We start from the raw sequence: 19,506 nt of genomic DNA on the forward strand, positions 1-19,506 counted from the left end.
GGCCAGGGCGCCCTTCTTGGCGGCTACGGGAGATTTGGCCATGGCCGTTTCCGAGACAGTCCTGATCCTGGCGGGCGGCACAGCCGTCCTGGCGATTGTGTTCGGCATTCGTGTCGCCATGCGGCGGGCGGCCGGTGGCGCGGTGCGCCGGTCGGATGCCGGGGAGACGGCGGGCGGATCGGGCGCGCCCGACGTGGCCGGGGTCATTGCGCTGCCACCTTTGATCTTCCTCGGCTTCCTGGTGGCGGCAACCGTGCTCGAGGTGCTCGTGCCGCTCCCGGTCATGGCCGGGCAGGCGCTCGCCCGCTATCTGACCGGCGCCGTGCTCGCGGTGTGCGGCTTCGTGTTCATCTTTATGGCAGCGGGCCGCTTTCAGGCCGCTGGAACCAACATACCACCGACCTTGCCGACGACGGCGCTGGTCGTCGACGGTATCTATCGGCGCACCAGGAATCCGTTCTATCTGGGAACGACCCTCATCTATTTGGGCCTCGGCGTCGCGGCCGGAAGTCTTTGGGCTATTGCGCTCGTCGTCCCGCTGCTGTGGGTGATCAATACCGGCGTAATCGCGCCGGAAGAGCGCTATCTCGAGCGGAAGTTCGGAGATGCCTATCGCGCCTACAAGGCGCGGGTGCGGCGGTGGGTTTGACGGCCGGAAAGTCGGTTCTCACGCGATTTTTTGCGCCGTACCGGCTCAGCTCTTGTCGGCGATGGCCTGCCTGGCGGCGAGCCGGTGCGCCGGCGTGATGTGGGCGCTGACGGCGGTAATCGCGGCGGTCAGCACGGCGATGTCGTCGGTGAAGCCTAGCCCAAGGATGAAATCGGGGATGACGTCTGTCGGCAGCACGAAATAGCCGAGCGCAGCCAGCAAGGTGCCCTTGGCGCGCAGCGGCGTCTTCTTGTCCATGGCACAGTAATAGGCGGCGACCACCTCTTCCATGAACGGGATCTGCCGGGCGGCCTTCTTCGCCGTACGCCAGAACTTTTCGCGCACTTCGCTCTCGTTGCCCGGCTTGCTGCCGAGGCCAAAGAAATCAAAACCGGATTTTTGCGCCATCAACCTCTCCTTGCGGCCGTCGCGTGACTTCACGCGTGACCGCGAGGCAAAATGTGGTGAAAGCCGAACCTCGCTGCAAGGTGCAGATAGGCTCAGCCGCCGAAATAGCGGTTCATTTTCCTGGCCAGATCGAAATCCAGCGCGGTCAGGCCGCCGGCGTCGTGCGTGTTGAGGGTCACGTTTACCGTCTTATAGACGTTCGACCAGTCGGGATGGTGGTCCATCTTCTCCGCGGCCAGGGCAACGCGGGTCATGAAGGCAAAGGCTTCGGAGAAATTCTTGAAGGTGAAGCTGCGGGTGATCGAGCCACCATCCTTGGCCAGCGACCAGCCGTCGAGGCCGGCAAGTTCGGCGCGGATCGCCTCTTTTGCTAGTTTCTCCCTGGCCATGTCCGTCTACCGCATGATCCGCGAAGCGTCGGCGGCGCCGACCAAACGGCTGGCGACGCGGTTGTCAGCACCTGAAAGCGGCCAGGCTTCCTCGACGACATAAGGCCCGCCGCCGACCGAATCGCGTGACGACATCAGCACGAAGCGGCCGATCCGGAACGGCAGCGTCGAAAAATTGCCGCGCGCCGACAGATACTGGGCGACGTCGAGCGGGCTCGAATTGCGCAGGCGGGCCAGCGTCACATGCGGCGTGAACTTGCGCGGGTCGGCCGGGATGCCGAGCCGCTGGCAGATGCGATCGATCTCGGCCTGCAATGCGGAAAGATCGGGCGAAGCGGCGACCCCGGCCCACACCGCATGCGGCTTCTTCTGGCCGAAGGCGCCGACGCCGGACAGCGTCAGCGGGAAGGACGGGCGGTGAACACGGTCGAGCGCATTGGCGATGTCGTCGGCGACATGGCCCTCGACATCGCCGATGAAGCGCAGCGTCAGATGATAGTTTTCGACGTCGATCCAGCGGGCTCCGGGCAGGCCGCCCCTGAGCAGGGACAGCGAAAGAGCGGCATCACGCGGTATCTCGAGGGCGGTAAAAAGACGCGGCATGGCAAGCCTCCTGTCCTCGAATCGAACTCTTGCCCCTAGCGAATCATCGATATTCAAACGGGGCAAGGGGTTTGTTGGTCGCAGGCCTGCCTAAAAGCTTCCCCTGCGGAAGGTGTTGCGACGGCGAACCCTCGCCTTCAGGAATTGCCCCGGACCGCTTCAATGGTCTTCTCCACACTGGGCAGGATACCCTCGACGATGCGGTCGACGCCTCGGGCGTTTGGATGAAGGCCGTCCTCGAGTTGCAGGACGGATTGACCGGCGATGCCCTCGAGAAAGAAAGGATAGAGCGGCACGCCATATTTTTCAGCCAGTCTCGGAAAGGTCGCGTCGAAGGCGTTCTGGTAGTCGGCGCCGAGATTGGGCGCCGCGCGCATTCCGGCAAGCAAAACGGCGATCTTGCGCTGCTTCAGTTTTGCCAGCATGGCGTCCAGGTTCCTTTCCGCTATGGCGGGCGAAACGCCGCGCAGCATGTCATTGGCGCCGAGCTCCAGGATGACCAGCTGCGTGCCGTCCGGCACCGACCAGTCGAGCCGCGACAGGCCGCCGCTCGTCGTATCGCCGGAGACGCCGGCGTTGGCGACCGTGACATCGTAGCCCTTGGCGCGCAGCGCCGCCTGCAGCTTCTCGGTGAAGCCCTGACCTGGCCCGAGGCCATAACCCGCCATCAAGCTGTCGCCGAAACCGACAATGGTGAACGGTTCGGCGCGCGCCGACGAAATGGCGCCGCAAATGGCGAGGAAAAGGGCGAAGGCTGCGGCAAAGGTGTGTTTGAAAGCCATGCGGCAGGCCCCATATGACCAGGAACATCTGTTGGCGAAGGCAGGTTTTCGTCTTTGTCGAGCATCGGATGCACTAGCCTTCATCCCCCATATAGGACGATTTGATTTTGGAAGAAGCCTTGATTTTGGAAGAAGCCGTCATTTCGCTGAAAGACGTATCGCTGACGCTCGGCGAAGGTGCATCCTCGGTCCATGTGCTGAAGGGCGTCAGCCTCGATGTGGCGGGCGGCGAAGCGACCGGCATCGTTGGACCTTCAGGTTCGGGAAAGTCGACATTGCTGATGGTTTTGGCCGGGCTTGAAAGGGTCGATTCGGGCACGGTCCGAATTGCCGGCGAGCTGCTCAACGGCAAAAGCGAAGATCAGATCGCATCGTTTCGGGGACGAAACATCGGCATCGTGTTCCAGTCTTTCCATCTCATCCCCAATATGACGGCGCTGGAAAACGTTGCCGTCCCGCTGGAGCTTGCCGGCCATGTCGATCCGTTCGGCGTAGCGGCACGCGAGCTGGCGGCGGTCGGTCTCAGCGATCGCGTCACCCATTACCCCGGCGAATTGTCTGGCGGCGAGCAACAGCGCGTGGCGATCGCCCGGGCACTGGCGCCGTCGCCGCGCATCCTGATCGCCGACGAGCCGACCGGCAATCTCGACCAGGCAACGGGGCGGCACGTCGCCGACCTGCTGTTTGCCAAGGCGGCCGAACGCGGCATGACGCTGGTGCTGGTCACGCATGACCCGCTACTCGCGGCGCGCTGCTCGCGCCAGGTGTCGATGCGGTCGGGGCTGATCGAAGACGCGCCTAAGCCGGCCACCAGGGCTGGCAAGGTGACCGCCTGATGCCGCTGGCGCAAACGCTGAGGCTCGCCTTTCGGTTTTCGCTGCGAGAAATGCGTGGCGGGCTGTCCGGCTTCCTGATCTTCCTTGCCTGCATCGCGCTCGGCGTCGCTGCGATCGGCGGCGTCAATTCGGTGGCGCAGGCTATTTCCGCCGGTGTTGCCGACCAGGGCCAGACGCTGCTCGGCGGTGATCTCCGCTTCCAGCTCAACCAACGCGATCCGACCAGAGCCGAACGCAGCTTCCTCGACCGGCTTGGCACGGTTTCGCACAGCGCCAATATGCGCTCGATGGCGAGGCTCGAGGACGGCTCCGACCAGGCGCTGGTCGAGGCCAAGGCGGTCGACGGCGCCTATCCGCTCTATGGTGCGCTGGAGACCGAGCCGGTGCTGTCGCGAGAGGATCTGTTCGGCGAAAAATCCGGCGTCTTCGGCGCCGCCGCCCCGGACCTCTTGTTCGAGCGGCTGAACCTTGGCATCGGTGACCGGCTAAAGCTCGGCAGCGCGACGTTCGAGCTGCGCGCCAGGCTGGTCAACGAGCCGGATGCAGTGTCGGATGGCTTCGGTTTTGCGCCGCGGCTGATGGTGTCGACCGACGGGCTTGCCGCTTCCGGCCTGATCCAGCCGGGCAGCCTGGTCGAGAACGCCTATAAGGTCCGCCTGCCCGGCGGCACCACTGAGGCACAGATCAAGGCGATCCAGGAGCAGGCGGCAAACCAGTTCCCGCAGGCCGGCTGGTCGATCCGCACCCGCAGCAACGCAGCGCCGGCGCTGTCCTCGAATATCGAGCGGTTTTCGCAATTCCTGACGCTGGTTGGGTTGACGGCGCTGGTGGTCGGCGGCGTCGGCGTGGCCAATGCCGTGCGTGCCTATCTCGACGGCAAGCGCGGCGTCATCGCCACCTTCAAGAGCCTGGGGGCTTCGGGCGGGTTCGTCTTTGCCGTCTATCTGGTGCAGATCCTGATGATCGCCGCCCTCGGCATCACGCTAGGCCTTGTACTTGGCGCGCTGATGCCGTTCGCGGCCAGCGCGGCACTCCAATCGGTCATTCCAGTGCCGGCGGAAGGTGGGTTCTATCCCGGCGCCCTCGGCATGGCAGCGCTGTTCGGGCTGCTGGTGACGCTGGCTTTCGCCTTGCTGCCGCTCGGCCGCGCCCGCGACGTGCCGGCAACGGCGCTGTTTCGCGAAATGGGTTTCGAGGGCCGCGGTTTTCCCCGCCCGCTCTATATCGCCGCGGCATTGGGCATCGCGCTGCTGCTCGCGGTACTGGCGATCCTGTTTTCCGGCGACCGCCGTATTGCCTCGATCTTCGTTGGCGCCACGATCTTTTCGTTCCTGGTGCTGCGTGTGGTCGGCTCGCTGGTGCAGTGGGCGGCGAAGAAAGGCCCGCGCGTGCGCTCGACCGCGCTCAGGCTCGCCATCGGCAACATCCATCGGCCTGGCGCCTTGACGCCGTCCGTGGTGCTGTCGTTGGGACTCGGGCTGACGCTGCTGGTTACGCTGGCGCTGATCGACGGCAATCTGAGGCGGCAGATCTCGGGCAGCCTGCCGGAAAGGGCACCGAACTTCTTCTACGTCGATATCCAGAGCGGTGACGTCGATGCCTTCTCCGCGCTGGTCGGCAAAGAGGCACCGCAAGGCAAGCTGATCAAGGTGCCGATGCTGCGCGGCCGGGTGATGGCGCTCAACGGCGTCGATGTCGACAAGGTCAAGGTTCCGGCCGAAGGCGCCTGGGTACTGCGCGGCGATCGCGGCCTGACCTATGACGCAAAGCTGCCGGAGAATGCGACGCTGACCGAGGGCAGCTGGTGGCCGGAGAACTATGCCGGCGAGCCGCTGGTCTCGTTTTCCGCCGAGGAAGGCAAAGAGATCGGGCTGAAGCTCGGCGACACCATCACCGTCAACGTGCTCGGCCGCAACATCACGGCCAAGATCGCCAATTTCCGCCAGGTCGAATGGGAAACCATGGGCATCAATTTCGTCATGGTGTTCTCGCCCAACACATTCGCTGGTGCGCCGCATGGCTGGTTGGCGACGCTGACCGAGACGAATGCGTCGGCAGCCGACGATGCGCATCTTCTCAACGCCGTCACGCGTGCCTTTCCCGCGGTGACGACGGTCAGGGTCAAGGACGCGCTCGAAATCGTCAACCGGCTGGTGGCGCAGCTCGGCACAGCAATCAGGGCAGCAGCGGGCGTGGCGTTGATCGCCTCGGTGCTGGTGCTGGCCGGGGCGCTCGCCGCCGGCAACCGGGCTCGCATTCACGACGCGGTGGTGCTGAAGACCCTGGGTGCGACCAGGAAAACGCTGATCGCCGCGTTTTCGCTGGAATACATGCTGATCGGCCTTGCCACTGCGATCTTCGCGCTGGCGGCGGGCGGTGTGGCGGCGTGGTTCGTCGTCGCGCGCATCATGACGCTGCCATCGCACTTCATGCCCGAAGTGGCGGTGGCGACCATCGGCTTTTCGCTGGTGGTCACGGTCGGCATCGGCCTTGCCGGCACGTGGCGGGTGTTGGGCCACAAGGCGGCGCCGGTGCTGCGGAATCTTTGAGCCAGAGCCGTTTTTGATTAAATCTCGGTAATGTTCCGGGCGGGAAGGCCAATAAAACCGTATCTCTGGCACTTCACGGAGCATTACGCTTGGTTACGGTCTTGTCCTTTACGCCAAGAACCATCATATTTCGGCGCAGGCATGCTGGAGCCCCGCCAGCGGCGCCTGGGTTCAAAGGACCTGACACCGGACGGGGCAGAAGCAATATGAGGATTTCCATGGCTGATCCCGTTCGCAATTATCAGACGCGCGCCGTGCCCGGCGCCGGCGTCGATGCTGCCATCGACCAGGGCCTGCGGGCCTACATGATCAAGGTCTACAATCTGATGGGGCTTGGCCTCCTCATCACCGGCCTTGCCGCGGTCGGCACAATCATGCTGGCCACCACCAGCGATCCCGCCTCGGCCGTCGCGACGTTGCCAAGCGGCGAGATGCTGACCTCGTTCGGCTACGCGATCTTTGGTTCGCCGCTGAAATGGCTGGTGATCTTTGCCCCGCTGGCAGCGGTGATGTTCCTGTCGTTCCGAGTCCAGTCGATGAGCGTTTCGGCCGCGCAGACGACGTTCTGGGTCTACGCCGGCCTCGTCGGCCTGTCGCTGTCGTCGATCTTCCTGGTCTACACCACCGCCAGTATCTCGCAGACCTTCTTCGCCACCGCCGCCGCCTTTGGCGGGCTGTCGCTCTACGGCTACACGACCAAGCGCGATCTCTCGGCGTTCGGGTCGTTCCTGGTCATGGGCCTGGTCGGCCTGATCATCGCGATGGTGATCAACATCTTCCTGCAGTCGTCGGCGCTTTCCTTCGCCGTTTCGGCGATCGGCGTGCTGATCTTCGCGGGCCTCACCGCCTACGACACGCAGAACATCAAGGAGATGTACTTCGAGGGCGACGAGACTGATGTCGCCGGCCGCAAGGCGATTATGGGCGCATTGAGGCTCTATCTCGACTTCATCAACCTGTTTATGTTCCTGTTGCAGTTCATGGGCGACCGTCGCTAAATACGGTTTTCCTGGACCAGCGAGTTTGGAAAGGGCGGCCCAATGGCCGCCCTTTTCTTTTGTGCCGGCTTTTGCTGTGATATAGGGCAGATGAACGACGTGCCTAAATTATGAGCAGCATCACCTTGCGGGCCGCGACGTCGGCCGATCTCGACCGGATCACGGAAATCTATGCCGACGCGGTAACGAATGGCACGGCGAGCTATGAACTCGAACCGCCAAGCCGCACCGAGATGGGCGCGCGCTTCGACAGCCTGATGGCGGGCGGCTTTCCCTATCTCGTTGCGGAAAAGACCGGCGCCGTGCTCGGCTATGCCTATGCCGGGGCGTTCCGGCCACGCCCGGCCTACCGCTTCGTCGTTGAGGATTCCGTCTATGTCGCGCCCGAGGCCAAAGGGCAAGGCGTCGGGCTGCTCTTGATGCAAGGGCTGATCGAGGCGGCCAAGGTGGCGGGTTTTCGCCAGATCATCGCGGTGATCGGCGACGGCCGGCCCGACAGCGCCTCGGTACGGCTGCACGAGAAGCTCGGCTTTCGTCATTCCGGCCGCCTGGAAGGCTCCGGCTACAAGCACGGGCGTTGGCTGGACACGGTGTTCATGCAGCTGCCGATCAATGGCGGGGCGTCCATCCCGCCTGATCCGCAATCGCTGCCCGAGCGGAAGTTCCAACAGTAAAAATAAAGGGTTACGCCTCGACCAGCTTCAGTGTTCGGTCGAACACGCCAAGCACCCGGCCGAGTTCCTGGCCGCGCTTGAGGATGCGCCCGCCGGCGGCGATGACGGCGAACGCGCCTTGCCGGCGCGCCAGCTTCGGATCCTTGACGATCTGGAAAAGCGGCACTTCGCTGGTGCGGCGGAAGACGGAAAAAACGGCGCGGTCGGCGAGATGGTCGATGGCATAGTCGCGCCACTCGTTGGCGGCAACCATACGGCCGTAGAGCCTGAGGATCTGGTCCAGTTCGCGCCGGTCGAACCGCACCGGCTGGTCGAGGCGTTCGCGTCTTGCCTCATGCAGCGGGATCAATATTGCGGATGCGTCCCCATCCTCCGTCCCGCTGCTGCGATCAGTCATGCCTGGATCCTCGCAATGAATCGTACGCCGACCAAAGTTGGCGCTTTCGTTGCCGAATTGCAAGGCCCGGCCGGGCAAGGCCAGCACCGCGCGGTTTCTCCAGCGTCCAGTCACGTTTGCGAAACGCCTGTTGGAATTGGTGATGCTTCGCCACAATCCTGCCTTTTTTTATCCGTGCTCATGCCCCAATGTCCGACGAATTTACCGGTGTTGCCTGAGACGGTTCGGTCCGGCACCGGCTCGTAAACCCCAAGCCCCCCGCCCACGGGTCTGCGTCGGATCGAACCAACCTCGGTTTTTCCTTGGAAAGATCGGGTGCGACGATCCCAAAACCTAAATGACCGGCGTCAGAAGCAAGCTGACGCCGGTTTTTTATTGGCCGGCCGGTGGGATCGCCTCCGAAGCGGGGGGCACGTTAAGATGGCCATGCAGGGGCCCTAATTGCGTTATGACCGTCGGTCTGCGCAGCCCCTCATTGCCCTGCCGGGCATTTCTCCCCGTATAGCGACGGGGAGAAAGACGCAGACGGCTGCGGTTTTGCCAATCACCAGCGTTGCACGAAGAACGCCGATACCGCGGCCAGTTTCCCTTCTCCCCGTCACTATACCGGGTAGAAGGTGCCGGCAGGCGGATGAGGGGCAGCGCGACGTTTCGGTTCAAGGCTTGCGGATAAAGGCTGCACCCAGGATCGGACCGGGCATGCCGTCCTTGCCAACTGATTGCAGCAGCACGGCGCAGCCACCCTTCTTGGCGATCTCGCTCATCGGCAGTTCGTAGCGCTGCGCCTTGCCGTGCCACATGCCGGCGGTCTGGATGGTGGAGACGGCGTTCCAGTAGGTCATGCTGCGGCCGCTGTTTTCGCCCTTGCCGATCTTTATCGTCTGTGGCGGGTTGAAATAGACGATGACGACATGCGCGTCGGTGGGGCCGGTCACGGCGTCGCCGGCATCGATCATGACGCGATCGCTGGTCCGGCTGACCTTGATGCCGACGCGCATGCCTTCGCCGACCCTCTCCATGCGGGCCAGCGCGCCGTCGACTTCCTTGCGGCTGGCGCCGTTGACATGGCTGCGGCCGTTTATGACGGCTTGCGGGGTGTAGACGGAACGACTGCCGAAGGCGCGCATATACTCGTATTGCCGCTCGGTATTTTCCTTGCGGCTCAGCGTGTCCTGCCAGCCGAGGTAATCCCAATAATCGACATGATAGGCGAGCGCGACGATGTCCTCCTTGGCGGCAAGCTCGGCGAAGAATTCGTCGGCCGGCGGACAGGAGTTGCATCCCTGGCTGGTGAAGAGCTCGACGACGCCTAATGGCTTGTCGGTTGGCTCGGCAAGGACCCTGCCGGCCAATGCCGAGAGGGCCAGCGCAAGGGCCGCAAGCCGCAATGGTCTTCGAGATGGCATGGCCGTTCCGATCCCGCCGGTGACGCCGGCTTTGTTCTGGTTGTCGAAATATGTGGCAGAAGCGGCAGTCAACGGGAAGTCACGTTGCGGTGAAATTTTGCCGTTGCAACCACTGGCAAGGGCGCAATAGGTGGACTTGCACTACACGATGGAAGCGATTCGGGCGGCAATCAGCATGTGGCAATCTCTCCTGGCGCCGGTCGACCTCTATTGCGAACGGATGGGGCCGGAATTCTGGGCCGAACCGCTCAATGCGCTGAGCAATCTGGCTTTTTTTGCCGCCGGGCTATGGGGTGTCTGGCAGGTGCGCAAGCGCGGCACCGGCACCTTCGCCGAAGTGCTGGCCTGGTGGGTGGTGGCGATCGGCGTCGGCTCGTCGCTGTTCCACACCTTTGCCACAAGGGCAATGATCCTGGCCGACGTGCTGCCCATTGCAGGGTTCACGCTGGCCTACACGCTGTTCAACCTGCGACGTTTTCTCGGCATGAAATGGGGCAGGGCGATCGCCATCTTCGTCGCCTTTTACGCCGTTGCCGGGCTGGTGACCTTTGCCGTGCCCGACTGGCTGCGCCAGGCGTCGAACGGGACGACCGGCTATCTGCCTCCGTTTCTGGCGCTCGCCTTCTTCGGCGCCTGGGTGGCGGCCAGCGGCAATCGCGCCGGCTGGTACAATCTGGCGGGTTCGGCGATCTTCGTCGTGTCGGTCATCTGCAGGATGATCGATCCGCTGGTCTGCGGCGGCTTTCCGCTCGGCACGCATTTCCTGTGGCACATATTCAACGGGCTGATGCTCGGCGTGCTGCTGGCGGCGACAGCGCGGTTTGGAAAGCCGGGAATTGGGGGAATAGGGCAGTAGGGCAGTAGGGCAGTAGGGGAATAAGTCGCTTCTCCTTGCTTCACCCTACTGCCCTACTCCCTTATTGCCCTACTCACTTAAGCGGCCAGATCGCGCAGCACGTATTGCAGGATGCCGCCGTTCTTGAAGTAGTCGAGCTCGTCCAGCGTATCGATGCGGCAGATGATCGGAACCTCTTTGACGCTGCCGTCGCCGTAGGTGATCCTGGCGATCATCTTCTGCCGCGGCTTGATGTTGCTCAGTCCGTCGATCTCGACCAGTTCGTCGCCCTTGAGGTTGAGCGAGGCCCATGAGGTGCCTTCCTCGAAGACGAAGGGGATCACGCCCATGCCGACCAAATTGGAGCGGTGGATGCGCTCGAAGGACTGGGCGATGACCGCGCGGACGCCCAGCAAATTGGTGCCCTTGGCCGCCCAGTCACGCGACGAGCCGTTGCCATATTCGACGCCGGCGAAGATGACCAGCGGCACGCCTTCCTTCTTGTAGCGCATCGCGGCGTCGTAGATCGATTCCTCTTCTTTCGAGGGGTAATGGATGGTGTAGCCGCCCTCGCGGCCGTTCTCGCCCAGCATATGGTTGCGGATGCGGATATTGGCGAAGGTGCCGCGCATCATCACCTCGTGGTTGCCCCGGCGCGTGCCGTACTGGTTGAAATCGGCGACGCCGACGCCGTGGTCGGTAAGATACTTGCCGGCCGGCGAGGCCGCCTTGATCGAACCGGCCGGCGAAATGTGGTCGGTGGTGATCTTGTCGCCGAACAGGCCGAGCACACGCGCGCCCTTGATATCGCCGATCTTGCCGAAGCCTGACTTCATGCCGGCGAAATAGGGTGGGTTCTGCACATAGGTCGAATTGTCGTCCCAGGCATAGGTCTGGCCTTCCGGCGCCTTGACATTCTGCCAGTACTCGTCGCCCTTGAAGACGTCGGCATACTTGCGGGCAAACAATTCGCGCGTGACGTTCTTCTCGATGAATTCCTGGATCTCGACCGAACTTGGCCAGATGTCTTTGAGATAGACCGGACTGCCGTTGCGATCGTCGCCGAGCGGCTCGGTGGTCAGATCTTTGGTCACGGTCCCGGCCAGCGCGTGGGCGACGACCAGCGGCGGCGAGGCGAGATAGTTCGCCTGCACGTCGGGCGAGACGCGGCCTTCGAAATTGCGGTTGCCGGACAAGACTGCCGCAGCAATCAAGCCCTTATCGTTGATGGTCTTGGAGATCGGCGCCGGCAACGGGCCGGAATTGCCGATGCAGGTGGTGCAGCCGAAGCCGACCAGGTTGAAGCCGATCTGGTCGAGCTCCTTCTGCAGGCCGGATTTCTCGAGATATTCGGCGACGACCTGGCTGCCCGGCGCCAATGAGGTCTTGACCCACGGCTTCTGCTTGAGGCCGAGCCGGTTGGCGTTGCGCGCCAACAGCCCGGCGCCGATCAGCACGCTCGGGTTCGAGGTGTTGGTGCAGGAGGTGATGGCGGCGATGACCACATCGCCGTGGCCAAGATCGTAGTCCGTGCTCTCGACGGCATAGCGCTTGTCGATTTCGGCGGCCTTCCTGTATTCGGTCTCCATGGCCTTGGCGAAGCCGGCCGGAATGTCTTCAAGTGCGACCCGGCCTTCAGGCCGCTTCGGGCCGGCCATCGACGGGACGACACTGCCGAGATCGAGCTCCAGCAGGTCGGTGAAGACCGGATCGGCAGAGCCGGCATCGCGCCACAAGCCTTGCGCCTTCGAATAAGCCTCGACCAGGGCGATGCGGCTTTCGTCGCGACCGGACATGGTGAGATAGCGGATGGTTTCGCTGTCGACCGGGAAGAAGCCGCAGGTGGCGCCATATTCCGGCGCCATGTTGCCGATGGTGGCGCGGTCGGCCAGCGTCATGTTGGACAGGCCCGGCCCGAAGAATTCGACGAACTTGCCGACGACGCCCTTCTTGCGCAGCATCTGGGTGACGGTGAGCACCAGGTCGGTGGCGGTGACGCCTTCCCTCAGCCTGCCGGTGAGCCGGAAGCCGATGACTTCAGGCAGCAGCATGGAGACCGGCTGGCCAAGCATCGCGGCCTCGGCCTCGATGCCGCCGACGCCCCAGCCGAGAACGCCGAGGCCGTTGATCATCGTGGTATGTGAATCGGTGCCGACGCAGGTGTCGGGATAGGCGGTGGTCTCGCCGTCTTCGCTGTTGGTCCACACGACCTGACCGAGATATTCGAGATTGACCTGATGGCAGATGCCGGTGCCGGGCGGCACGACGCGGAAATTGCGGAACGCCTGCTGGCCCCATTTCAGGAATTTGTAGCGTTCCTCGTTGCGCTCATATTCAAGCTCGACATTGCGGGCGAAAGCCAGTGGCGTGCCGAATTCGTCGACGATGACCGAGTGGTCGATGACCAGATCGACCGGCACCAGCGGATTGATCTTTTGCGGGTCGCCGCCGAGCGAGGCCATGGCGTCGCGCATGGCGGCAAGGTCGACCACGGCTGGAACGCCGGTGAAATCCTGCATCAGCACGCGAGCCGGGCGATAGGCGATCTCGACGCCGGCGGTGCCCCGGTCAGTCAGCCAGCCGGCGACCGCCTGGATGCTCTCCTTGGTAACGGAACGGCCGTCCTCGTTGCGCAGCAGATTCTCCAGCAGCACCTTCATCGAATAGGGCAATTGGGCAATACCGGTGAGGCCGTTCTTTTCGGCCTCGACAAGGTCATAGTAGATGTACTCGGTGCCGCTGGCGGTCAGCGTGCGGCGGCAATTGAAACTGTCGAGTGATTTGGACACGTGCGATCCCTAACTGTCGGTTGCCGGAAGGGAACGGACGCCAGTGGGCATGCAAATCACGCGCAAAGGTGCGGGTACGGCCATTTCCGCTATCCGTTCCCAAGCGTCCGGGCCGTTCAAGGCGGCACGCGCGCTGGTTCGGCGCAAATTCGGTTCCCGTGCCGACCGCTGGCACGGATGATGCGGATATAGAGAATTTTCTGGAATAGTTCTAGACACGGAATCGCCATTTTTGCTGCGGCGCACCGAAGCCGCGCCTGAACGTTCGGCGAAGGGGAACGGATGCGGCTGATCGCGGAAAATCTTGGCGGCGAACGCGGCGGCGAGACGGTATTTTCCGGCATCGAATTCGCGTTGGGGGATGGCCAGGCGCTGGTCGTCACCGGGCCGAACGGCGCCGGCAAATCGACGCTGCTCAGGATCGTCGCCGGACTGTTGCCGGTGGCGGCAGGCCGTGTGCGGTTCGAAGGTGGTGGCGAGGACTTTCCGTCGGCCGCCTCGGCCTGTCACTATCTCGGCCACCTCAACGCGATGAAGAGGGCGCTGAGCGTTACGGAAAACCTGTGCTTCTGGCGCGATTTTTCGGGCGCCGGTTCCGCGGGTGTTGAAGAGGCACTGGAAACCGTCGGGCTGGGCGGCATCGGCCATCTGCCGTTCGGCTACCTCTCGACCGGGCAACGCCGCCGCGCGGCGATTGCAAAACTGCTGGTCAGCCACCGGCCATTGTGGCTGCTCGATGAGCCGACGGCAGGACTGGACAAGGCTTCGGAGGCGAGATTCGGCGAATTGATGGGGAAGCACCTCGAGAGTGGGGGAATCGTGGTTGCGGCGACGCATTTGCCGCTGGGGATCGAGGGAAAGGAATTGAGGATGACCGGCTGATGTTGGCATTCCTTCACAGGCGAAAGCATCTCACATCATGCTAGCCCTCTTCCTGCGCGACATCCGGCTGAGTATCCGCGCCGGCGGCGGGGCGCTTACCGGCGTGATTTTCTTTCTCGCCGTTATCGCGACCATCCCCTTCGGCGTCGGTCCCGAGCTGAAGCTGCTGGCCCGCATCGGCCCGGCGATCCTGTGGATCGCCGCCTTGCTGGCCTGCCTGCTCGGCCTCGACCGGCTGTTCCAGGCCGACCGCGAGGACGGCTCGCTCGATCTTCTGGTGCTTGGCAACGACCGGCACATGCTGGCCTTGACCGTTCTGACGAAATGCCTGGCGCATTGGGCGGGAAGCGTGCTGCCGCTGGTCATCGCCGCTCCCTTGCTCGGCCTGTTCATGAACATGGAGCCGGCCGGCATCGGCGCCACGGCGTTGACGCTTCTGGTAGGCACGCCGGCGATCACCTTCATCGGTGCTGCCGGTGCAGCGGTGGCAGTGGCGTTGCCGCGTGGCGGGCTGCTGATCTCGGTGCTCGTGCTGCCGCTGACCATTCCCGTGCTGATCTTCGGCGTATCGGCAAGCTATGGCGCGGTGGCGGACCCCGATCCATTCCTGCAGCCCTTCCTCATTCTTGCCGCGCTGACCTTGTTTCTTGCCGTGCTCGGCCCTGTGGCGGCGGCGCTGGCGCTACGGCACGGAACGGATTGATGCGTTGGCTTCAGCTCATGCCTGCGGCGCGGCGAACAATTGCGGAGCCGATGGCGCAGCGTTAAGAGAAGACATGTTGGAACGGCGTGAGACGGACCGGTTGGAAAGCGCCGCGGAGCGAAAAGCATGAGCGTACATGCGCTTTATGTCACCGCCGCCTATGCGATCACGGCCGTGGTGCTGGGCGGGCTGATCGGCTGGATTCTGCTCGACCAGCGCGGCCGCAAGCGAGAGCTTGCCGAGCTGGAGGCATCCGGCGTGCGCCGGCGCTCCGATAAGGCAGTAAAATCATGAGCACGGAAACCCAAACACCGGCGCGCCGCCGCCTGATCGTGCTGCTGCCGCTGCTGGTCTTTCTCGGGCTGGCGGGATTGTTCCTGGCGCAGCTTTTGTCCGGGCGCGACGTGTCGGAAGTGCCGTCAGCGCTGATCGGCCTGCCGGCGCCGCAGACCAACCTGCCGGCGCTCGAAGGCACCAATTTGCCGGGCCTCGATTCAAAACAGTTCGCCGGCAAGGTGACGCTGGTCAACGTCTTCGCGTCCTGGTGCGCGCCGTGCCGCGAAGAGCATCCGGTGCTGCTGGCGCTGTCGCAGGACAGACGCTTCGTCATGGCCGCGCTGAACTACAAGGACCAGCCGGAAAACGCCCGTCGGTTCCTTGGCGATCTCGGCAACCCATTCCAGGCGATCGGCGTCGACCAGGCCGGACGCACGGCGATCGACTGGGGTGTCTACGGCGTGCCGGAGACCTTCGTCATCGGCAAGGATGGCAAGATCGCCTATAAGCATGTAGGACCGCTGACGCCGGACTCGGCGCGGACGCTGCTGTTGCCCGAAATCGAGAAGGCGCTGGCCATGCCGGGCTGATGGCCCGCCGTTTCGTCATGCTAGGGTCTTTGCTCCGCTTTGCGTCGCTACGCCCAAGGATGACGAACGTGATAGGTCGACCGAAGACTCAGCCGTAGATCTGCTTGTGGACCTGGTAGAGCATTTCTGAGCGGTCGGCGCGCATGTCGGCGAGGTCACGGCTGCTGAAGCTGTCTATTTCGGCGACGAGGCGGTTGTAATGCCGGCGCTTGGCGATGCTGGCGCGAGCGCGGCTCATGAGGCTGTCGATGATCATAGCGAGTTTCCTTTTTGCGCCGCGTTTCGCGGCCAGTTGTTCCTCCCTTGATCGATACGGAGCATGACATAGTTATGGTGCATTGCAAAAATAAGATGTTGCAATGCACCATTGCGCTGGGCGCATAGCCGGTTAGCGGGATGTGACCTGCCGTCCGGGCCAGCATTCGCTTCCATAATGCCTCTGACGCATCATCGATCTTGCCATATCGATCGTGGGCTGGCTTGATCGCGCCTTGCCAAGCGACTGCTACCGGGAGGAACCATGGCCAGCGAATTCTACGAAGTTCTCGATCCGCGCTTTTCGCGGCTGTTCAACGGCAATGCACAGGTCGACAGGCTGTTTACCGGCTGCCGATGGGCGGAAGGACCGGCCTGGTTCGCGGCCGGGCGCTATGTGGTTTGGTCCGACATCCCGAACAATCGCATGCTGCGTTACGACGAGACCGACGGCAGCGTCAGCGTGTTCCGTCAGCCGTCCGGCAATTCCAACGGCAACACGGTCGACCGGCAAGGCCGGCTGGTTACTTGCGAGCATTCCGGCCGCCGCGTCAGCCGCACCGAGCATGACGGGTCGGTAGTCACCATCGCCGACAAATGGCGCGGCAAGCGGCTGAACTCGCCCAATGACGCGGTGGTCAAGTCCGACGGCTCGATCTGGTTCACCGACCCGAGCTACGGCATCGATACCGATTACGAGGGCGACAAGGCCGAAAGCGAGATCGGCGCCTGCCATGTCTACCGGGTCGATCCCGGCACCAGCGAGACCGAGGCGGTGATCACCGACATGGTCAGGCCCAACGGGCTCGCCTTCTCGCTCGACGAAAGCAAGCTCTATGTCGCCGACACCGGCCGCACCCATGGCGCGCAAAACCCGGCGCACATCCGGGTGTTCAATGTCGACCAGGGCGGCAAGACGGTCTCAGGCGAAAAGGTCTTTGCCGACTGCACCGCCGGCCTGTTCGACGGTTTCAGGCTGGATGCGGACGGCCGCATCTGGACCAGTGCCGCCGACGGGGTCCATTGCTACGATCCGGACGGGACGCTGATCGGCAAGGTCAAGGTACCGGAAGTCGTCGCCAATTGCGTGTTCGGCGGCAACAAGCTGAACTGCCTCTACATCGCCGGCACCACATCCCTCTACATGGTCCGGCTCATGGTCAACGGCGCCAAAACCTACTGAGCGGCCGCCAAGCATATGCAAGGGAGGGAACCATGCCATTCGTGAATATCCGCCTGGTCAAGGAGGTGATTGCCGATGACCCGGCCGGCAAAAAGGCCGCGATCGCCGCCCAAGTGACAGCGGCCATCACCAGCGTCACCGGCCTGACCAACAATGATGTCTGGGTGGTTTTCGAGGAGGTCGCTGCACGCGACTGGTTCGTCGGCGAGACCGACGTCGAGACGCGGAGGGGCAAGGGATAGTTCCCGGCACAGATTGGCCGCAGCTCCTAGCGTCGTCATCCCAGGGCGGAGCAGGAGCGAAGCTCCGTCGCGGAGACCCTGGGATGACGAAAGCACGGTCCGGCGTTCACCGCGAGCGGATGAACTCCGCGAAGGCGGATAGGGCATCGCGCATCGTCAGCCGGTTTTCAGGCTGCGATAAGATATCCTCCACCTCCAGCAGCTTCTTGCCGAGCAGCGCTATTTCGAGCGCTGCTTCCTCATGGAGCGCAAAAGACATTGTCCGCATGATCTCGACCAGTGCGGCGCGGGCAAACAGCGAGCGCGGCGAGGCATGCACCAGCATGGCTGGCTTGCCAACGGCGGCATCGCGCGACACCAGCCAGTCAAGCGCGTTCTTCAGGCCGCCTGGCACACCGTGGGCATATTCCGGGCAGGAGACGATGACGCCGTCGGCGGCGGTGACCGCATCGATCAGCGCCGCTGCTTGCGGCGGCGTTCGCTCGCCTTCGTCGTCGGGGTTGAAGATCGGCAGCCGACCAAGCCCGTCATAGACGGAGACGTGACAGTCCGGCGGCGCGTTTTGCGCGAGTGCCGCGACCAGGGCCGAATTGGTCGAGGCGGCGCGCAGGCTGCCGGAGATGGCGAGGATGTTCAGCAAAGGAATGGAGACCGGCTTGGGCGATTCGTTGCCGATCACGCTACCACATGGTCTTCCTGTATTCATCGTCCAGCCAGCGGTCGGTCGCCTCGGCCGAATCGGCGAGCGCCAGCTGGTCGCGCAGGATCTGGCCGAGCGTCGGCAGCGTCGCGCGGTCGTACCAGCTCTCCGGCTTCCACAGTTCGGAGCGCATGAAGGCCTTGGCGCAATGCATATAGGCGGCCTTGACCGTTACCACGACGACGCTTTGCGGTGCCTTGCCGTCGACCGCCAGCCGCTCACGCAATGCCGCATCGACGGTGATGCGGGCATCGCCATTGACACGCAGCGTTTCGTTCATGCCGGGAATGAGGAAGAGCAGCCCGATCGAGGGATTGAGAAGGATGTTCTCCAGCGTGTCGAGCCGGTTGTTGCCGGGACGGTCGGGGATGGCGATGGTCTTCTCGTCGAGCACTGTTACGAAGCCCGGCCTGTCGCCCTTGGGCGTCACATCGGCATTGCCGGCGCCGTCGGACGAGCCGATCAGCACGAAAGGGCTCTTGCCGATGAAGGAACGGCAGTGGCCGTCCAATGCCTTCAGTTCCTTGCGGATCGAGCCGTCAGTCGGCCGAGGCGTCTTGTAGATCGTCCTCAACTCGTCGCGTGTGGTGATGAATTCCATGCCCCTCTCCTCTTATTCTGACGCAATTCCCTAGGGAAAGCGCTACGCGCTTTTCCCGGGAAAACCGCTACACACTTTCCTGGAATTGCTCTATTTGCCGGCCTTCTCTTCCTTGCCGGTCTTGTCCTCGAGCGAATGGCGCAGGATCAACGGCATTTGGCTTAACGTGAAGACAAGGGTAATGGGAATCGTGCCCCAGACCTTGAAATAAAGCCAGGCTTCCTCAGAAAAGTTGCGCCACACGACCTCGTTCAGCGCAGCCAGAAAAAGGAAGAAGAGCCCCCATCGGAAAGTGAGCTTGCGCCAGCCTTCGGCGTCGAGATTGAAGGCGGAATCAAAGACATAGCCCAACAGCGATCTGCCAAACGCCAACCCGCCAAGCAACGTGATGCCGAACAGGCTGTTGATGATTGTCGGCTTCATGAAAGCGAAGGTCTTGTCCTGCAGCCACAGCGCCAGCGCGCCAAACACAAACACCACGATGGCCGAGACCAACGGCATGATCGGCCAGCTGCGCGTCAAAATCCACGAAACGCTGAGCGATAGCGCCGTCGCCACCATAAAGAACGCTGTGGCAATCAGGATAGGCTCGCCGATATGGCCGAGGATCGGAAACTTCCCGACAAGCCACGCACCGCGGATGGTGGTGAAAAAGAACACCAGGCCAGGCCCGAGTTCGAGCAGGAATTTCAGGCCGGGGTTCAATGCCTTGCGGCGCGGATCGGACAGGTCGCGTTCGAGGATGGGTGGGCTCATAGG

Annotated in this window: 23 protein-coding genes; 12 read left to right on the top strand and 11 right to left on the bottom strand. The window is 63.2% G+C overall.

The window, feature by feature from the left end:
• Window positions 1-40: 40 nt before the first annotated feature.
• Window positions 41-649, top strand: a complete 609-nt coding sequence (locus NKJ32_RS25565; RefSeq protein ID WP_352570032.1) for a methyltransferase family protein — start codon at window positions 41-43, stop codon at window positions 647-649.
• 45 nt (window positions 650-694) lie between these two features.
• Here NKJ32_RS25565 and NKJ32_RS25570 read toward each other — a convergent pair whose 3' ends face one another.
• The 4 genes from NKJ32_RS25570 to NKJ32_RS25585 form a co-directional block, all read right to left on the bottom strand.
• Window positions 695-1,057, bottom strand: a complete 363-nt coding sequence (locus NKJ32_RS25570) for a YkvA family protein (protein WP_031212728.1) — start codon at window positions 1,055-1,057, stop codon at window positions 695-697.
• Between the two features lie 92 nt (window positions 1,058-1,149).
• A complete protein-coding gene (locus tag NKJ32_RS25575) occupies window positions 1,150-1,446 on the bottom strand; it encodes a 4a-hydroxytetrahydrobiopterin dehydratase (RefSeq protein ID WP_023679826.1) in 297 nt (98 codons plus the stop codon).
• A gap of 6 nt (window positions 1,447-1,452) precedes the next feature.
• Entirely contained in the window at window positions 1,453-2,049 is a 597-nt protein-coding gene (gene thpR, locus NKJ32_RS25580; protein ID WP_023679825.1) for an RNA 2',3'-cyclic phosphodiesterase, read from the bottom strand.
• A gap of 137 nt (window positions 2,050-2,186) precedes the next feature.
• The gene (locus NKJ32_RS25585) at window positions 2,187-2,831 is read right to left on the bottom strand and encodes an arylesterase (RefSeq protein WP_023679824.1); all 645 of its coding nucleotides are present in this window, start codon (window positions 2,829-2,831) and stop codon (window positions 2,187-2,189) included.
• Window positions 2,832-2,956: 125 nt separating this feature from the next.
• Between NKJ32_RS25585 and NKJ32_RS25590 the strand changes: the two genes are divergently transcribed.
• The 4 genes from NKJ32_RS25590 to NKJ32_RS25605 all read left to right on the top strand — a co-directional run bounded on the left by NKJ32_RS25590 (window position 2,957) and on the right by NKJ32_RS25605 (window position 7,888).
• On the top strand, window positions 2,957-3,667 hold the full coding sequence (locus NKJ32_RS25590; RefSeq protein ID WP_031212726.1) for an ABC transporter ATP-binding protein: 711 nt from the start codon (window positions 2,957-2,959) through the stop codon (window positions 3,665-3,667).
• Window positions 3,667-6,216: an ABC transporter permease gene (locus NKJ32_RS25595; protein ID WP_352570030.1), complete on the top strand. Its 2,550-nt coding sequence runs from the start codon at window positions 3,667-3,669 to the stop codon at window positions 6,214-6,216. Before NKJ32_RS25590 ends, NKJ32_RS25595 begins: the two co-directional genes overlap by 1 nt.
• Window positions 6,217-6,434: 218 nt before the next feature.
• Window positions 6,435-7,214, top strand: a complete 780-nt coding sequence (locus NKJ32_RS25600; protein WP_254817871.1) for a Bax inhibitor-1/YccA family protein — start codon at window positions 6,435-6,437, stop codon at window positions 7,212-7,214.
• Between the two features lie 110 nt (window positions 7,215-7,324).
• Window positions 7,325-7,888 (top strand): GNAT family N-acetyltransferase, encoded by a 564-nt coding sequence (locus NKJ32_RS25605; RefSeq protein ID WP_352570029.1) that lies wholly within the window; start codon window positions 7,325-7,327, stop codon window positions 7,886-7,888.
• Window positions 7,889-7,898: 10 nt separating this feature from the next.
• On the opposite strand, the gene NKJ32_RS25610 is transcribed toward NKJ32_RS25605, so the two are convergent.
• Window positions 7,899-8,285: a DUF2794 domain-containing protein gene (locus NKJ32_RS25610; RefSeq protein ID WP_031212724.1), complete on the bottom strand. Its 387-nt coding sequence runs from the start codon at window positions 8,283-8,285 to the stop codon at window positions 7,899-7,901.
• Window positions 8,286-8,941: 656 nt separating this feature from the next.
• Window positions 8,942-9,691: a DUF1223 domain-containing protein gene (locus NKJ32_RS25615; protein ID WP_352570028.1), complete on the bottom strand. Its 750-nt coding sequence runs from the start codon at window positions 9,689-9,691 to the stop codon at window positions 8,942-8,944.
• A gap of 175 nt (window positions 9,692-9,866) precedes the next feature.
• Between NKJ32_RS25615 and NKJ32_RS25620 the strand changes: the two genes are divergently transcribed.
• Window positions 9,867-10,547, top strand: a complete 681-nt coding sequence (locus NKJ32_RS25620; protein ID WP_352570026.1) for a ceramidase domain-containing protein — start codon at window positions 9,867-9,869, stop codon at window positions 10,545-10,547.
• 77 nt (window positions 10,548-10,624) lie between these two features.
• Here the strand turns inward: NKJ32_RS25620 and acnA are convergent, their stop codons facing one another.
• Window positions 10,625-13,315: an aconitate hydratase AcnA gene (acnA, locus tag NKJ32_RS25625; RefSeq protein ID WP_352570025.1), complete on the bottom strand. Its 2,691-nt coding sequence runs from the start codon at window positions 13,313-13,315 to the stop codon at window positions 10,625-10,627.
• A 282-nt stretch (window positions 13,316-13,597) separates the two neighbouring features.
• Here acnA and ccmA point away from each other — a divergent pair, with 282 nt between their 5' ends.
• The 4 genes from ccmA (at window position 13,598) to NKJ32_RS25645 (ending at window position 15,766) form a co-directional block, all read left to right on the top strand.
• Window positions 13,598-14,197, top strand: coding sequence for a heme ABC exporter ATP-binding protein CcmA (ccmA, locus tag NKJ32_RS25630; protein WP_352570024.1), 600 nt, complete (start codon window positions 13,598-13,600; stop codon window positions 14,195-14,197).
• Window positions 14,198-14,234: 37 nt separating this feature from the next.
• Entirely contained in the window at window positions 14,235-14,900 is a 666-nt protein-coding gene (gene ccmB / locus NKJ32_RS25635; protein WP_023679814.1) for a heme exporter protein CcmB, read from the top strand.
• Window positions 14,901-15,026: 126 nt separating this feature from the next.
• Window positions 15,027-15,194, top strand: coding sequence for a heme exporter protein CcmD (gene ccmD, locus NKJ32_RS25640; protein ID WP_352456348.1), 168 nt, complete (start codon window positions 15,027-15,029; stop codon window positions 15,192-15,194).
• Window positions 15,191-15,766: a DsbE family thiol:disulfide interchange protein gene (locus tag NKJ32_RS25645; protein ID WP_352450188.1), complete on the top strand. Its 576-nt coding sequence runs from the start codon at window positions 15,191-15,193 to the stop codon at window positions 15,764-15,766. The genes ccmD and NKJ32_RS25645 overlap by 4 nt, the downstream gene beginning before the upstream one ends.
• Window positions 15,767-15,854: 88 nt before the next feature.
• On the opposite strand, the gene NKJ32_RS25650 is transcribed toward NKJ32_RS25645, so the two are convergent.
• Complete coding sequence (locus NKJ32_RS25650) at window positions 15,855-16,022, bottom strand: hypothetical protein (protein ID WP_023721879.1); 168 nt, start codon at window positions 16,020-16,022, stop codon at window positions 15,855-15,857.
• A 264-nt stretch (window positions 16,023-16,286) separates the two neighbouring features.
• On the opposite strand from NKJ32_RS25650, the gene NKJ32_RS25655 reads away from it, so the two are divergent.
• Both NKJ32_RS25655 and NKJ32_RS25660 read left to right on the top strand, forming a co-directional pair.
• Window positions 16,287-17,204 carry an SMP-30/gluconolactonase/LRE family protein gene (locus NKJ32_RS25655; RefSeq protein ID WP_352570023.1) on the top strand — a complete coding sequence of 306 codons (918 nt, stop codon included), beginning with the start codon at window positions 16,287-16,289 and terminating at the stop codon, window positions 17,202-17,204.
• Window positions 17,205-17,236: 32 nt separating this feature from the next.
• Window positions 17,237-17,446, top strand: a complete 210-nt coding sequence (locus NKJ32_RS25660) for a tautomerase family protein (protein ID WP_023679809.1) — start codon at window positions 17,237-17,239, stop codon at window positions 17,444-17,446.
• A 106-nt stretch (window positions 17,447-17,552) separates the two neighbouring features.
• Here NKJ32_RS25660 and NKJ32_RS25665 read toward each other — a convergent pair whose 3' ends face one another.
• From NKJ32_RS25665 to NKJ32_RS25675, 3 genes are all read right to left on the bottom strand, one after another.
• Complete coding sequence (locus NKJ32_RS25665; RefSeq protein WP_352570207.1) at window positions 17,553-18,086, bottom strand: NADPH-dependent FMN reductase; 534 nt, start codon at window positions 18,084-18,086, stop codon at window positions 17,553-17,555.
• A 40-nt stretch (window positions 18,087-18,126) separates the two neighbouring features.
• Window positions 18,127-18,747, bottom strand: a complete 621-nt coding sequence (locus NKJ32_RS25670) for a pyridoxamine 5'-phosphate oxidase family protein (protein WP_352570022.1) — start codon at window positions 18,745-18,747, stop codon at window positions 18,127-18,129.
• Between the two features lie 90 nt (window positions 18,748-18,837).
• Entirely contained in the window at window positions 18,838-19,503 is a 666-nt protein-coding gene (locus NKJ32_RS25675; RefSeq protein WP_023679806.1) for a septation protein A, read from the bottom strand.
• Window positions 19,504-19,506: the final 3 nt, after the last annotated feature.

It is taken from the genome of Mesorhizobium sp. M0159, assembly GCF_040322295.1.
Classification (GTDB): Bacteria; Pseudomonadota; Alphaproteobacteria; order Rhizobiales; family Rhizobiaceae; genus Mesorhizobium.